Raw genomic sequence first — 13,925 nt, forward strand, 5'->3', positions numbered from 1 at the left:
TTGACGCACGCGGCCGGTGCTGTCGGCAGTTTGGGACGAGGGCAGGGCGGAGGGTATCCGCAGCTGGCCGCGCATCAGCTGGGGGCGCTCCACCTCTATCTGTATCAGAGCGCCCAGCTGCCTGTATCAGAGCGCCCAGCTGCGCAAACAACAAACGAGACGGCCTTGGATGGCTGGCGTGCGATCCGGCGCTCGCCAATATCCCGATCAGTTGCGTCCGCTTGGCGGTTACGTACTAAACGCCACGCTGGTCGCAGTGATCGCAGTTGCGACTCTCTAATAGAACAGAGCCGATCCACATCGGCGTTCCTGTCGCGGAACAAATCGCCTTGCGTGCATTTCGGCGCACGCAAGGCGATTACGCCGACGCCACAGCAGCAACGCGGGCCGCACGACCAGGAGGCCAGTCCCGCTTTGCCGCTGATTCAAGCGCGTGAGCTGCGGCCTTGCTTCCCTTACTTATGTGCAAGCCAACAGGTTATGCGCAAGCCAACACGCCCAGGCCCCATGCAGCAGCGGCACTCAAGCGCTAATGCCGATCACCAACCCGCCAGCACCAGCTTGCCGATCGTGCTGCCGCTTTCCAGCCGTCGGTGCGCCTCGCGCAATTGCTGCGCATTGATCGGCGACAGCGTTTCGGTATGGGTGGTGCGCAATTCGCCCGCATCAATCAGGCTGGCGGCGCGGTTGAGGATGCGGTGCTGCTCGACCATGTCCTCGGTTGCGTAGCGGGCACGGGTGAACATCAGCTCCCAATGGATGCCGATGCACTTGGATTTGTAGGGGTCGCCGATCGACAGCGGGCCGCGCGGCTCCACGATCAAGCCCACATGCCCCTGCGGTGCCAGGATCTCGCCCAGTTGCTCCCAGTAGCGGTCGGTGTCGGCCAGGTTGAGTGCGGCGTCCACGCTCTGCATCCCCAGGGCCTGCAACTGCGGCTGCAGCGGCTGGTGATGGTCGATCACATGCTGGGCGCCCATCTGTCGCACCCATTCGGTGGTCTCCGGCCGCGAGGCGGTGGCGATCACGCTGAAGCCGGCATGCCGCGCCAGCTGGATCGCGATCGAGCCCACGCCGCCCGCGCCACCGATGATCAACACGTGCTTGCCGCGATTGCGCGCGCCATCGAAAGAGAACGGCATGCGCTGGAACAGCAGCTCCCAGGCGGTCAACGTGGTCAGCGGCAGGGCCGCGGCCTGGGCGAAGCTGAGCGAGGTGGGCTTGCAGCCGGCGATGCGCGCATCGACCAGCTGATATTGCGCATTGCTGCCCGGTCGGCCGATGTCGCCCGCGTAATACACCTCGTCGCCGACTGCGAACGCGGTGACCTCGGGGCCTACCGCTTCGACGACGCCGGCCGCGTCGTAGCCCAGGATCTTCGGCGCATCCAGCGTCTGCGGCTTGGGTGCACGCACCTTGGTGTCGACCGGATTGACCGAGATTGCCTCGACACGCACCAATAAGTCATACCCCGAAGGGGCCGACGGGGCCGGAAGTTCCATGTCAAGCAGTGCGGCGGGATCGTCGATTGGAAGATGACGGGTGATGACGACAGCTTTCATCGGGTCGCTCCATGTGGGGAGTTCAGGGTGCGTTGTGAAGCCGTCGCGCTGCAACCACCGGCCCCACAATTCAGCTCGGACGGGGCCTGGCGTTCACCAATGTGGTTTTCGCATCACTGCGCAGCCCGCCGGCAAGTTGGATCCGCTAGCGTATTCAACTGGCTTAATTGGGCTGCGGTTCATGCGGGTCGGATGTGCAAACTGAGTGCGCGGTCCTTCCCTTCATGAAACTGTATACGTAGTATTGAAGGGGATCGCCGGCTCTGGTGATTGCTTTCACATGTTATATGACCGTTAACGCGATCTTCACTGAAGCCGGCTTAATCTGCGCCCCGATGGCTCTGGATGTGACGAGCATCTTTACCAAGAACAACGCCTCTATCGGTTTTATCTCCCAAAGAAGGAGCTGTATACACATGAACAAGAAAATTCTCACTGCCGCGTTGCTCGGCGGTCTGGCGGTTGCCCAGGCTGCTTCCGCGCAGGAGTTCGATGACCGTTGGTACCTGACCGGTAGCGCTGGCTTCAACTTCCAGGACAGCGATCGTCTGACCAATGATGCCCCGTTCGTCACCCTGGGTCTGGGCAAGTTCGTTAGCCCGAACTGGTCGATCGACGGCGAGCTGAACTATCAGAACCCGAACTTCGATGCCAACCAGGATCAGAACTGGAGCCAGTACGGCATCTCGTTCGACCTGCGTCGCCACTTCATCCAGGAAGGCCGCGGCTGGAACCCCTACCTGCTGTTCGGTCTGGGCTACCAGCGTTCGGAAGAAGAATTCGACGCGACCCCGAACCCGGTTTCGCCGGGCCAGCAGAAGGATGGCAACTTTGCCGCCAAGGCTGGTGTCGGTCTGCAGACCACCTTCGACAAGCGCGTCGCCGTGCGTGCCGAGTTGGCCTACCGCGCTGACTTCAACGACCAGAGCGTTGCTGCTCCGCAGGAAGACTGGTTCGGCGACGTGCTGGCTTCGGTCGGCGTCGTGATCCCGTTGGGACCGGCTCCGTCGACCGCTCCGCCGCCGGCTCCGGCTCCGGTTGCTCCGAGCTGCGCAGACCTGGATGACGACGGTGACGGCGTCAACAACTGCGACGACAAGTGCCCGGCTTCGCAGCCTGGCCAGACCATCGGTCCGGACGGTTGCCCGGTGCCTGTGTCGATCGATCTGAAGGGCGTGAACTTCGACTTCAACAAGTCGACCCTGCGTCCGGACGCCGTCTCGATCCTGAGCGAAGCGACCGAGATCCTGAAGCGTTACCCCGACCTGAAGGTTGAGGTTGCTGGTCACACCGACTCGAAGGGTACCGACGAGTACAACCAGAAGCTGTCCGAGCGTCGTGCGACCACCGTGTACGACTACCTGACCAAGAACGGCGTTGATGCGTCGCGTCTGGTTGGTCCGATCGGCTACGGCGAGAGCCGTCCGATTGCTCCGAACGCCAACCCGGATGGTTCCGACAATCCGGAAGGCCGTGCGAAGAACCGTCGTACCGAGCTGAACGTCCAGAACTAATTGGACCGCTAGCTGTTGCATACAAAACCCGGCCTTGCGCCGGGTTTTGTCTTTGTGGGGCCGCAAAACCTGCGCCCAGGCGGTGCAAATCCTGTCTGTGTTGCCATCCAGGCAAGCTTCCGGTTGAAACGGCGTTCATCGCTGCCTACACTCGCCGCGTCAACACCACACTCATAATTGGAAGAACCCGATGCTGCGTACCGCTACGGCTGGATTGCTCTGTCTCGCCTTGATTCCCGCCGCCTACGCCGCTCCGAACTGCGCCGGCAGCACGGTGTCCCAGCCACTGCCGTTGCCCGCCACCGTCATCGCGCCGGCGGCCGCCGAGTTCTATACCCGTAGCGTGCAGCTGGGCATGCCCACCGGTGTGCTGGCACAGCCTTACACCACCGAGCAGTCGGTAGACCGCGTGCTGCTGCGTCTGCGCGTGGAAGGCTGCCAGGATCTGGCCAAGGTCATTCCGCCCGGCGGCACCGTCAATCCAAACGATCCGGCCGCCTACAAGGCCACCACCGCGTTCGACAACACGCCGTGGCGCTTTGACATGAGCCAGAACGGCAAGCGCATGACCGCCGAAGAATTCGATGCCTGGATGAAGGCGCGCGGGGTGCGTGTGGTCAAGGCACGCCCGGTGGCTGCACCGGCTCCGGCTGCTGCCGCAACGGCAACGCCTGCGGCCGACGCCAAGTCGGTCGAAAACAAGTAAGCAGCGCGGTCGGGACGGCATGACCCGGCGGCCTGCGCCGGCGACGTCCCGGCAGCGCACGCGTGGTCCGGCGGGCGCATCGCGCGCCTCCGGTACGACCACGGCGACCACCGCGCCACGCCACGGGCTGGCGCGCGTGCTGTCCAAACTGGGCGTGTGTTCGCGTACCGAAGCGGCGCGCTGGGTCGCCGACGGGCGGGTCAGCGTGGCCGCGCGCGTAATACGCGATCCCGAATATCCGATCCGCGCCGATCAGCACTCCACCATCCGTGTCGACGGACAGCCATTGGCCGGCCCGGCGCGTTGCTATCTGATGCTCAACAAGCCGCGTGGCGTGGTCACCACCGCGCGCGACGAGCAGGGCAGGGACACGGTGTATCGCTGCTTCGATGGTGCCGGCTTGCCGTGGATCGCCCCGGTCGGGCGCTTGGACAAGGCCAGCGAAGGCCTGCTGCTCTTCAGCAACGATCCGCAATGGGCAGCAACGGTGACCGACCCGATGACCGGGCCGGACAAGACCTATCACGTGCAGATCGATTGCCGCCCGAGCGCTGCGCAACTGGCGCAGCTGCAGGCCGGCGTGGTTGATCCTGATCCGGAAGGCGGGGGCGTGCTGCTGCGCGCCAAGCGGGTCGGCGTGCTGCGCGAAGGCGAGCGCAATGCGTGGCTGGAGATCGTGCTGGACGAAGGCCGCAATCGGCAGATCCGCCGCTTGTTGGCCGCGGTGGAGATCGGCGTGCTGCGGTTGGTGCGGGTGGCGATCGGCTCGTTGGCGATGGGCGAGCTGGGCAAGGGTGCGTGGCGGATGCTCAGTCCAGCGGAAGTCAGTGCGCTGACGGCGGCTCCCGCCAGCGCGCCAGACGCGCGCTGAGCAAGGCGCTCACCACCTCGACGGCGCGGGCGTCGCCGGCACCGTTGGCATCGTGGCGACGGCCCTTGGCGTGATTGCAGCCGGCACAGGCCAGGGCGAGATTACGCGCTGCATTCGCATCGTCGCCGACCTGTGCGCATAGCGTTGCTGCTGCGCGGCGTCCGAACCAGGCCTGCGGGACCACGTGTTCCAGCGTGGTGTGCCCGAGCGGTTCGCCATCGGCGCGCAGTTGCAGGCGCCGACGGCAATGCAGGCAGCGGGTTTCCCAGTTGCCATCCAACAGCTGCGCCTGGGTATCGGTCTGCGCCGCCAGCAGCAGCCGTTGGCGCAGCACCGTGCGCATCAGTGCTGGATGATGTCCAGTTCGCGGCCGATCTTGATGAACGCGTCGATCGCCTGATCCAGCTGTTCGCGGGTGTGCGCGGCGCTGATCTGGGTGCGGATACGCGCCTGACCCTTGGGTACCACCGGGAAGAAGAAGCCGATCGCGTAGATGCCTTCTTCCAGCAGCCGCTCGGCGAATTTTTGCGCCAGCGGCGCGTCGTAGAGCATCACCGGGCTGATCGGGTGCACGCCGGGCTTGAGGTCGAAGCCGGCGGCGGTCATGCGCTCGCGGAAGTAGCGGGTGTTGTCGACCAGCTGCGTGCGCAGCTCGCCGGCGGCTTCCAGCATCTCGAAGGCCTTGATGCCGGCTGCCACCACATGCGGCGGCAGCGAGTTGGAAAACAGGTATGGGCGCGAGCGCTGGCGCAGCAGTTCGATGACTTCGCGCTTGGCGGTGGTGAAGCCGCCCAGTGCGCCGCCCATCGCCTTGCCCAGCGTGCCGGTGATGATGTCGATCCGGTCCAGCACGCCCTTGACTTCGGCCGAGCCGCGGCCGCTGGCGCCGAGGAAGCCGGTGGCATGGCATTCGTCGATATGCACCAGCGCGTTGTATTTGCGGGCGAGGGCGGTGATCTCGTCCAGCGGGGCGATGAAGCCGTCCATCGAGAACACGCCGTCGCTGGTGATCAGCTTGGTCTTGCAGCCGGCCGCATCGGCGGCCTGCAGCTGCGCTTCCAGATCGGCCATGTCGCAGTTGGCGTAGCGGAAGCGCTTGGCCTTGCACAGGCGCACGCCGTCGATGATGGAGGCGTGGTTGAGCGCATCGGAAATGATCGCGTCCGCTTCGCCGAGCAGCGGTTCGAACAGGCCGCCGTTGGCATCGAAACAGGCCGCGTAGAGGATGGTGTCCTCGGTGCCGAAGAAATCGGCGATGGTGCGCTCGAGCTGCTTGTGCAGGTCCTGGGTGCCACAGATGAAACGCACCGAGGCCATGCCGAAGCCGTGCGTGTCCAGCGCGTCCTTGGCGGCCTGGATGATGTCCGGGTGGTCGGCCAGGCCCAGATAGTTGTTGGCGCAGAAGTTGAGCACGCTGCGGCCATTGGCCAGGGTGATCCGCGCCGACTGCGGGCCGGTGATGATGCGCTCGGACTTGAACAGGCCCTGGGACTGGATGGTTTCCAGTTCGGCGGCGTAATGGGCAGTCAGCGCAGCGGGAGCGTTGGTCATGGCGGTCGCAGTGGCAAGAGACGCATGATTTTAACGATCACGGTGGCATACCACTACGTCATGCAAAATCGGCATAAGGTGCGGCCTTGATGTCATTTCACCGCCTGCGTACCGCTGCGCAGCATGGCATGCTTGCTGTTCAGCTGCGCCCCAACGGTTTGGAGATTGCTGTGACCCACCCCCGCTTCCGTCTTGTATCGACCGTGTTGTGCAGCCTGCTGGTCCTGGCCGGCCCGGCAGGCGCGCGCGATATCGGCCTGCTCAATGTCAGTTACGACCCCACTCGCGAGTTCTATCGCGATTACAACACCGCCTTCGCCGCGAACTGGAAGCAGCAGCATCCGCAGGACACCGTCACGGTGGAGACCTCGCATGGCGGCTCCGGCAAACAGGCGCGGGCGGTGATCGACGGCATCGAGGCCGATGTGGTCACTTTGGCGCTGGCCTACGACGTCGATGCGATCGCCGAAAAGGCCAAGCTGATCGACAGCGACTGGGAAAAGCGCCTGCCCGACAACAGCGCGCCGTACACCTCGACCATCGTGTTCCTGGTGCGCAAGGGCAACCCGAAGAACATCCACGATTGGCCGGACCTGCTGCGCTCCGGCGTGTCGGTGGTGACGCCCAACCCCAAGACCTCCGGTGGCGCGCGCTGGAATTATCTGGCCGCCTGGGCCTACGCCGACCATATCTTCAAGGGCGACCGCGAGCGCATCTTGCGCTACATGCAGGCGTTGTTCCGCAACGTGCCGGTGCTCGATACCGGTGCGCGCGGCGCCACCACCACGTTCGTGCAGCGTGGCATCGGGGATGTGCTGCTGGCTTGGGAAAACGAGGCGCTGCTGGCGCGCGAAGAGCTGGGCAAGGACAAGTTCGAGATCGTGGTGCCCAAGCTGTCGATCCTGGCCGAGCCGTCGGTGGCGCTGGTCGACAAGAACGTCGACAAGCACGGCACCCGCGAGGTGGCCGAGGCCTATCTGCGTTACCTGTATGCGCCGGAAGGGCAGAAGCTGGCGGCCAAGCATTTCTATCGGCCGCGCCATCCGGAATTTGCCGACCCTGCCGACCTGGCACGGTTCCCGGACATCAAGCTGGTGACCATCCAGGAAGCGTTCGGGTCGTGGGACAAGGCGCAGCAGGAACACTTCGCCGACGGTGGCGTGTTCGATCAGATCCAGGCAAAAAAGTAGGCGATGCAGATGTCGGTTGCACCCCACCCAGCGCCGTCACCGCGCCGACGCGTGATGCCGGGGCTGGGCTTGAGTCTTGGAATCACGCTGACCTGGCTGGGATTGATCGTGCTGATCCCGCTGCTGGGCATCTTCATCAAGACCAGCGGGCTGGGCTGGGACGGCCTGTGGCGGGTGTGGAGCGAGCCGCGCGTGCTGTCGGCGCTGCGGGTGAGCTTCGGCACCGCTTTCGCGGCCGGCGCCTTCAATGCGGTGATGGGCACCTGGGTGGCCTGGGTGTTCGTGCGCTACAACTTTCCGGGCAAGCGCCTGTTCGATGCGGTGATCGACTTGCCGTTCGCTTTGCCGACTGCGGTGGCTGGCATCGCGCTGACCGCGTTGTACGGCGGAAACGGTTGGGTCGGGCGCTGGCTGGAGGCGATCGGCATCAAGGTGGCCTACACCCAGCTTGGCATCGTGCTGGCGCTGGTGTTCGTCGGGTTGCCGTTCGTGGTGCGGGTGGTGCAGCCGGTGCTTGCCGAGAGCGAGCGGGAGCTGGAAGCGGCCGCGGCCACGCTGGGCGCATCGCGCTGGCAGACGGTGTGGCGGGTGGTGCTGCCCGGGCTCTGGCCGGCGGTCCTGACCGGGTTTGCGCTGGCCTTCGCGCGGGGCGTGGGTGAGTACGGCTCGGTGATCTTCATCGCCGGCAACCTGCCCAATTCGACCGAGATCGCGCCGCTGCTGATCACCATCCGGCTGGAGGAATTCGACTATGCCGGCGCCACCGCGATTGCCGCGGCGATGCTGCTGCTGTCGTTCGTGATCCTGCTGGTGGTCAATACGCTGCAGGCACGCCTGCTGCGCTATCAACGGAGGACTGCATGAACGATGCTGTTTCGCCGCTGCCTGCCATGTTGCACACCCGCCAGATGACCGAACAGGCCCGCCGCATCACCGACTCGGCCACCAACGAGCCGCGTTGGGTGCAGTGGTTGATGATTGCGGGGGCGCTGCTGTTCCTGCTGGCGTTCCTGCTGCTGCCGCTGGTGCTGGTGTTTGCCGAGGCGCTGCGCGGCGGCTGGGAGACCTTTCTGCGTGCGATCGTCGATCCGGACGCGTTGTCGGCGATCAAGCTGACCCTGATCGTCACTGCCATCGTGCTGCCGCTGAACCTGGTGTTCGGCGTGGCGGCGGCGTGGGCGGTCAGCAAGCACCAATTCGCCGGCAAGCGCTTGCTGATCAGCCTGATCGACCTGCCGTTCTCGGTGTCGCCGGTGGTGGCTGGCCTGATCTTCGTGCTGATCTTCGGCCGCAGCGGCTGGGCATGGCCGTTGATCGACGAAGGCTGGCGGCTGCAGTTGCCGTTTTTTGGCGAGTTGCTGATCCAGTTGCCGCGCATCGTGTTTGCGTTGCCCGGCATCGTGCTGGCAACGACCTTCGTCACGTTCCCGTTCATCGCGCGCGAGTTGATGCCGCTGATGGAACAGCAGGGCAGCGATGAAGAACTGGCCGCATTGAGCCTGGGCGCCAACGGTTGGCAGATGTTCTGGCGGGTGACCCTGCCGAACATCCGCTGGGGCCTGCTGTACGGCGTGTTGCTGTGCGCGGCGCGTGCGATGGGCGAATTTGGCGCGGTGTCGGTGGTATCCGGGCATATCCGCGGGCGTACCAACACGCTGCCCCTGCATGTTGAAATTCTCTACAACGAATACGCCTATAGCGCCGCGTTTGCGTGTGCCTCGTTGCTCGCACTGACCGCGCTGCTGACGCTGGCGCTGAAGACGTACCTGGAATGGCGGCACGGCGATTCGCTCGCCGCCAACCACCGACATTGAGGTGAACATGGGCATCCGCATCCACCGCCTGCGCAAGCAGTTCGATACGTTCACCGCGCTGGACGACATCACCCTGGACGTGCGTCAGGGCGAGTTGCTGGCCTTGCTGGGGCCGTCCGGTTCGGGCAAGACCACCCTGCTGCGGATCATGGCCGGGCTGGAGCATGCCGATGGCGGGCAGGTGCTGTTCGGCGACGAAGACGCCACCCGCATGAGCGTGCAGTCGCGCCGGGTCGGCTTCGTGTTCCAGCACTACGCGCTGTTCAAGCATATGGACGTGTTCGAGAACATCGCGTTCGGCCTGCGGGTGCGGCGCGGCAACGAGCGCTGGGCCGAAGCGCGTATCCGCGCACGGGTGGAGGAGCTGCTGGCGCTGGTGCAGTTGCAGGGCCTGGAGCAGCGCTATCCCACCCAGCTGTCCGGTGGCCAGCGGCAGCGTGTGGCCTTGGCGCGTGCGTTGGCGATCGAGCCGCGCGTGCTGCTGCTGGACGAGCCGTTCGGTGCGCTGGATGCGCAGGTGCGCCGCGATCTGCGCCGCTGGCTGCGCGAGCTGCACGAACGGACCGGCCTGACCACGGTGTTCGTCACCCACGATCAGGAAGAAGCGCTGGAGCTGGCCGACCGGGTGGCGATCCTCAACCGTGGCCGCATCGAGCAGCTCGACACGCCGGCGATGATCTACGACAAGCCGGCCTCGCCGTTCGTGTACTCCTTCGTGGGAGCGGTGAACCGCATCCCCGGTGTGCTGGCGCAAGGCCAGATCCAGGTTGCCGGGCATGCCTTGCCGGCAGCCAATGCCGCGCTGGCGGCCGGCCCGGTCGAGGTTTACGTGCGGCCGGAAGATCTGGTGCCGGACGACGCTGGCTGGCCGGCCACGGTGGCCTGGTCGCAGCGTAGCGGGGCGCGTCTGCGCCTGCGTGCAACGCTGGAGCCGGCAGGCAACGAGGTGGAAGTAGAGCTGCCGGCATCAGCGGGGAGCTTTCAGCCCGGGCAGCAGCTGCGGCTGGCCGCGCGGCATTACGGGGTGTTTCCGGTCTGATTTGGGCTGGCTGGCGCCAGCCGGGAATGGTGAATCGGGAATAGGGAATTGGAATTAGCGGTCGGCAGCGCTGCGCATTGCTGTTGCGAATCTCTAATCCCGAATCTCCACTCCCGGCCATCAAGATTCCGCGCGGGCGGTCGATGAGACAGAACGCTGATCAGCGTCGTCTGCGCTCAAGCGTGTGCGCTGGGTCAAGCGAGCGCGACTTGTATGTTGCGCTGCAATGACAGTTGGACTAATAAGTCATGGCAGGCCCGCCTTGCGCAATCCGACCGCCCATCGTTCCAGGAGATGTCCATGAAGCCGTCCTCGCTCGCGTGTTGTCTGTCGTTGCTGTTGCTCGGTGTGGTGCCGTTGGCACAAGCGCAGGACGAAGAAGCCGCCGCTTCTCCCTTCAGCGGCACTTTCGCGGTGACCAGCGACTATCTGTTCCGCGGTATTTCGCAGACCAATGAAGAGCCCGCCTTCCAGGCCGGACTCACCTACAAGACGCCGTTTGGCCTGTACATCGGCACCTGGACGTCCAATGTCGACTACGGTGCCGGCGATCCGGATTGGGAAGTGGATGGCTTTGTCGGCTACAACACCGATCTGGGCACCAATTTCAATTTCGATGTGATGGTCAATCGCTACCAGTATCTGGGAGCAGGCGCGTCCAATTACGCCGAGTTGATCACCAAGACCACGTTCCTGAAAACCTATAGCCTCACCGTTGCCTACACCAACGATCTCTACGGCACCAAGACCGATGGCTACTACTACGCGCTGGATGCCAACTGGTCGCTGCCCTACGACTTCACCTTCGGCGCGCATGCGGGGCACAGCGTCTATACCTCGTCGCTGAGTCAGGTGGATCACGACTACAACGACTTCGGCGTGAATGTCGGCAAGGCCTTCGGTCCGCTGGGCCTGAGCGTTGGCTATTACGACACCAGCGAGGCGGCGGAATTCGGCTTCGGTCGGCAGAATTCGCAGAACCATCTGGTCGCGACTGCCACGGTTACCTGGCCGTAATGCCGTGATGGCAATCGCTTGAACAGCGGCTTTAATGACTCGGCTGTGCAGTGATAGTGGTGAGGCGGCAAGAGTTGATGCCTGGGTTCTTCAGTGCCTGAAGTTGAACGACACTAGGAATCAAATCTCGCTGTTTTGTCTTTGAGTGATGCATTGTGCGGATAGATCACTTGCGGAGCGGCTGATCTGCTGCCTGGCTGCAGGGCCCTTGCCCGCCCACCATCGCGGGACACGCCGCAAGTACATCCCTGTAGGCTCTTACGCGGCATCCATGCCGCGTAAGGTCCCGCGACGGTAAGCGGACAAGGACCAGTTGAGATGGTCGGTCTTTTGCAGCAGTCGCCCATGCGATAGCTCAATCGTAGAGCGGTTGAGCTGCGGCCTTTGCTGCAGGGCTCTTGCCCGCCCACCGTCGCGGGACACGCCGCAAGTACGTCCCTGTAGGCTCTTACGCGGCGTCCATGCCGCGTAAGGTCCCGCGACGGTAGGCGGACAAGGGCCAGTTGAGATGGTCGGTCGTTGAAGCAGTCGCCCATGTGATAGCTCAATCGTGGAGCGGTTGATCTGCGGCTTTGCTGCAGGGCCCTTGCCCGCCCAGCATCGCGGGACACGCCGCAAGTACGTCCATGTAGGCTCTTACGCGGCATCCATGCCGCGTAAGGTCCCGCGACGGTGGGCGGGCAAGGACCAGTCGAGATGGTCGGTCGTTGAAGCAGTCGCCCATGCGATAGCTCAATCGTGGAGCGGATGATCTGCGGCTTTGCTGCAGGGCCCTTGCCCGCCCAGCATCGCGGGACACGCCGCAAGTACGTCCTTGTAGGCTCTTACGCGGCATCCATGCCGCGTAAGGTCCCGCGACGGTAGGCGGGCAAGGACCAGTCGAGATGGTCGGTGCGTGGTTGCAAGCAGGCCATCTCGTGCATCGTCCGGATCACCTTGCATCCGAGAATTTTCCCGTCGCGCGCTGAGCAACGGGTGGACTTCCAACAAGCAATCTATGGACCTCTCAGCGTCTCAACGCCTAGCAACAAGCGTGTTTTTTACCTGACCACCGACCAACTTTTTGGTGCATTGAGGCCGCCGCGCCCTCGACCCACTAAGCTTTGCCTGCTGCGTTGCCTGCGCTCTGAAAACGGACATGCAAAAGGCGCCTCGCGGCGCCTTTTGCGTTGAAGCGTATTGGCCGATCAGTTCCAGCTCAACACGACCTTGCCGGCCTTGCCTTCTTCCATCAGGTCGAAGCCCTTCTGGAAGTCGTCGATCGGCAATTGGTGGGTCAGTACCTTGTGCAGCGGGAAACCCGACAACACCAGTTGCGTCATCTTGTACCAGGTCTCGTACATCTTGCGGCCGTAGATGCCCTGCACGGTGAGGCCCTTGAAGATGATCTTGTCCCAGTCGCAACCGGCGCCGCGCGGCATGATGCCGAGCATGGCGATCTTGCCGCCGTGGTACATGCAGTCGAGCATGTCGTTGAAGGCACGCGGGTTGCCGCTCATTTCCAGGCCCACGTCGAAGCCTTCCATGTGCAGGTCGGCCATGACCTCCTTGAGCGAGGTCTTGGACACGTTGACCACGCGCGTGGCGCCCATGTCGGCCGCCAGCTTGAGGCGGAAGTCGTTGACGTCGGTGACCACCACGTTGCGCGCACCGATGTGCTTGCAGATGCCGGCGGCAATGATGCCGATCGGGCCGGCGCCGGTGATCAGCACGTCCTCGCCGATCACGTCGAACTCCAGCGCGCAGTGCGCGGCGTTGCCGTAAGGGTCGAAGAACGCGGCCAGCTCCGAGGGAATCTGGTCGGGGATCGGCCACAGGTTGCTGGCTGGCATCACCATGTACTCGGCAAAGGCGCCGTTGACGTTGACGCCGATGCCGACCGTGTTGGGGCACAGGTGCGGGCGGCCGCCACGGCAGTTGCGGCAATGCCCGCAGACGATGTGGCCTTCGGCCGACACGCGCTGGCCGACCTGGTAGCCGGTCACCGCCGAACCGAGCTCGGCCACGCGGCCGACGAACTCATGGCCGATGGTCAGGCCGGGCTTGATGGTGCGCTGGCTCCACTCGTCCCACAGGTAGATATGCAGGTCGGTGCCGCAGATTGCGGTCTTTTCCAGCTTGATCAGCACCTCGTTGGGGCCGGGGCTGGGAACGGCGACCTGTTCCAGCCAGATGCCCTTGTTTGCTTCGCGCTTGACCAGCGCCTTCATCGTCTGCGCCATCTGGCGGGACCTGCTGAGTGAAAGTAAGACGGCGATTATATGCGGCGCGAGGTCGGGGCCATGCGGCGGTGCGGGAAGTGAGTGATGTCGGCTGACCCGGTTCATGACGGGGTAGGGCCGGTGCCGCGCTTCTCCCCTCGGGAGAAGGTGGCCCGCAGGCGGCGGATGATGGGGCGCCCCAGAGATTTACCAGTACATCCAATGACAAACGCGTCGCCACGCGCCTTCATCAGTAACGCGCCGGGTTCTTCGCAGCGTACCCTCAACCCAACCCCTCTCCCGGAGGGAGAGGGGCTTTGACCTTGCTTCTGCCGTCGGGACATCGGCCTCTTTACGAGGCGAAGGTGGCGCAAAGCGTCGGATGAAGGGGCGCCTCAGCAATATGTCACCGCCTGCGATGGCAGGCGCGTCGCCAGGGTGAATCATCGGCGTTACCCCC

At 64.3% G+C, this 13,925-nt stretch carries 12 protein-coding genes; 8 read left to right on the forward strand and 4 right to left on the reverse strand.

The window, feature by feature from the left end; translation table 11 throughout:
• Positions 1 to 539 precede the first annotated feature (539 nt).
• Positions 540 to 1,562 carry a zinc-binding alcohol dehydrogenase family protein gene (locus ABQY74_RS05370; RefSeq protein WP_349793547.1) on the reverse strand — a complete coding sequence of 341 codons (1,023 nt, stop codon included), beginning with the start codon at positions 1,560 to 1,562 and terminating at the stop codon, positions 540 to 542.
• Positions 1,563 to 1,978: 416 nt separating this feature from the next.
• Here ABQY74_RS05370 and ABQY74_RS05375 point away from each other — a divergent pair, with 416 nt between their 5' ends.
• The 3 genes from ABQY74_RS05375 to ABQY74_RS05385 all read left to right on the forward strand — a co-directional run bounded on the left by ABQY74_RS05375 (position 1,979) and on the right by ABQY74_RS05385 (position 4,653).
• Positions 1,979 to 3,076 (forward strand): OmpA family protein, encoded by a 1,098-nt coding sequence (locus ABQY74_RS05375; RefSeq protein WP_016904179.1) that lies wholly within the window; start codon positions 1,979 to 1,981, stop codon positions 3,074 to 3,076.
• A 190-nt stretch (positions 3,077 to 3,266) separates the two neighbouring features.
• Complete coding sequence (locus ABQY74_RS05380) at positions 3,267 to 3,782, forward strand: hypothetical protein (RefSeq protein WP_024938551.1); 516 nt, start codon at positions 3,267 to 3,269, stop codon at positions 3,780 to 3,782.
• A gap of 19 nt (positions 3,783 to 3,801) precedes the next feature.
• On the forward strand, positions 3,802 to 4,653 hold the full coding sequence (locus ABQY74_RS05385; protein WP_349793545.1) for a pseudouridine synthase: 852 nt from the start codon (positions 3,802 to 3,804) through the stop codon (positions 4,651 to 4,653).
• Here the strand turns inward: ABQY74_RS05385 and ABQY74_RS05390 are convergent.
• Positions 4,607 to 4,996 carry an HNH endonuclease gene (locus tag ABQY74_RS05390; protein WP_104576257.1) on the reverse strand — a complete coding sequence of 130 codons (390 nt, stop codon included), beginning with the start codon at positions 4,994 to 4,996 and terminating at the stop codon, positions 4,607 to 4,609. The genes ABQY74_RS05385 and ABQY74_RS05390 overlap by 47 nt on opposite strands.
• Entirely contained in the window at positions 4,996 to 6,204 is a 1,209-nt protein-coding gene (kbl, locus tag ABQY74_RS05395; RefSeq protein ID WP_349793543.1) for a glycine C-acetyltransferase, read from the reverse strand. Before kbl ends, ABQY74_RS05390 begins: the two co-directional genes overlap by 1 nt.
• Positions 6,205 to 6,293: 89 nt before the next feature.
• On the opposite strand from kbl, the gene ABQY74_RS05400 reads away from it, so the two are divergent.
• The 5 genes from ABQY74_RS05400 to ABQY74_RS05420 all read left to right on the forward strand — a co-directional run bounded on the left by ABQY74_RS05400 (position 6,294) and on the right by ABQY74_RS05420 (position 11,264).
• Positions 6,294 to 7,394: a sulfate ABC transporter substrate-binding protein gene (locus ABQY74_RS05400; RefSeq protein ID WP_349793541.1), complete on the forward strand. Its 1,101-nt coding sequence runs from the start codon at positions 6,294 to 6,296 to the stop codon at positions 7,392 to 7,394.
• A 3-nt stretch (positions 7,395 to 7,397) separates the two neighbouring features.
• The gene (gene cysT, locus ABQY74_RS05405) at positions 7,398 to 8,258 is read left to right on the forward strand and encodes a sulfate ABC transporter permease subunit CysT (RefSeq protein ID WP_024938546.1); all 861 of its coding nucleotides are present in this window, start codon (positions 7,398 to 7,400) and stop codon (positions 8,256 to 8,258) included.
• On the forward strand, positions 8,255 to 9,208 hold the full coding sequence (gene cysW / locus ABQY74_RS05410; RefSeq protein ID WP_047128230.1) for a sulfate ABC transporter permease subunit CysW: 954 nt from the start codon (positions 8,255 to 8,257) through the stop codon (positions 9,206 to 9,208). Before cysT ends, cysW begins: the two co-directional genes overlap by 4 nt.
• Positions 9,209 to 9,215: 7 nt before the next feature.
• Positions 9,216 to 10,247 (forward strand): sulfate/molybdate ABC transporter ATP-binding protein, encoded by a 1,032-nt coding sequence (locus ABQY74_RS05415; protein ID WP_016902217.1) that lies wholly within the window; start codon positions 9,216 to 9,218, stop codon positions 10,245 to 10,247.
• Between the two features lie 300 nt (positions 10,248 to 10,547).
• Positions 10,548 to 11,264, forward strand: a complete 717-nt coding sequence (locus tag ABQY74_RS05420; protein ID WP_039523829.1) for a TorF family putative porin — start codon at positions 10,548 to 10,550, stop codon at positions 11,262 to 11,264.
• Positions 11,265 to 12,451: 1,187 nt separating this feature from the next.
• Here the strand turns inward: ABQY74_RS05420 and tdh are convergent.
• The gene (gene tdh / locus ABQY74_RS05425) at positions 12,452 to 13,486 is read right to left on the reverse strand and encodes an L-threonine 3-dehydrogenase (protein WP_172641694.1); all 1,035 of its coding nucleotides are present in this window, start codon (positions 13,484 to 13,486) and stop codon (positions 12,452 to 12,454) included.
• Positions 13,487 to 13,925 lie beyond the last annotated feature (439 nt).

Source organism: Xanthomonas sp. WHRI 7064, from assembly GCF_040202355.2.
GTDB classification, from domain to species: Bacteria; Pseudomonadota; Gammaproteobacteria; order Xanthomonadales; family Xanthomonadaceae; genus Xanthomonas; species Xanthomonas arboricola.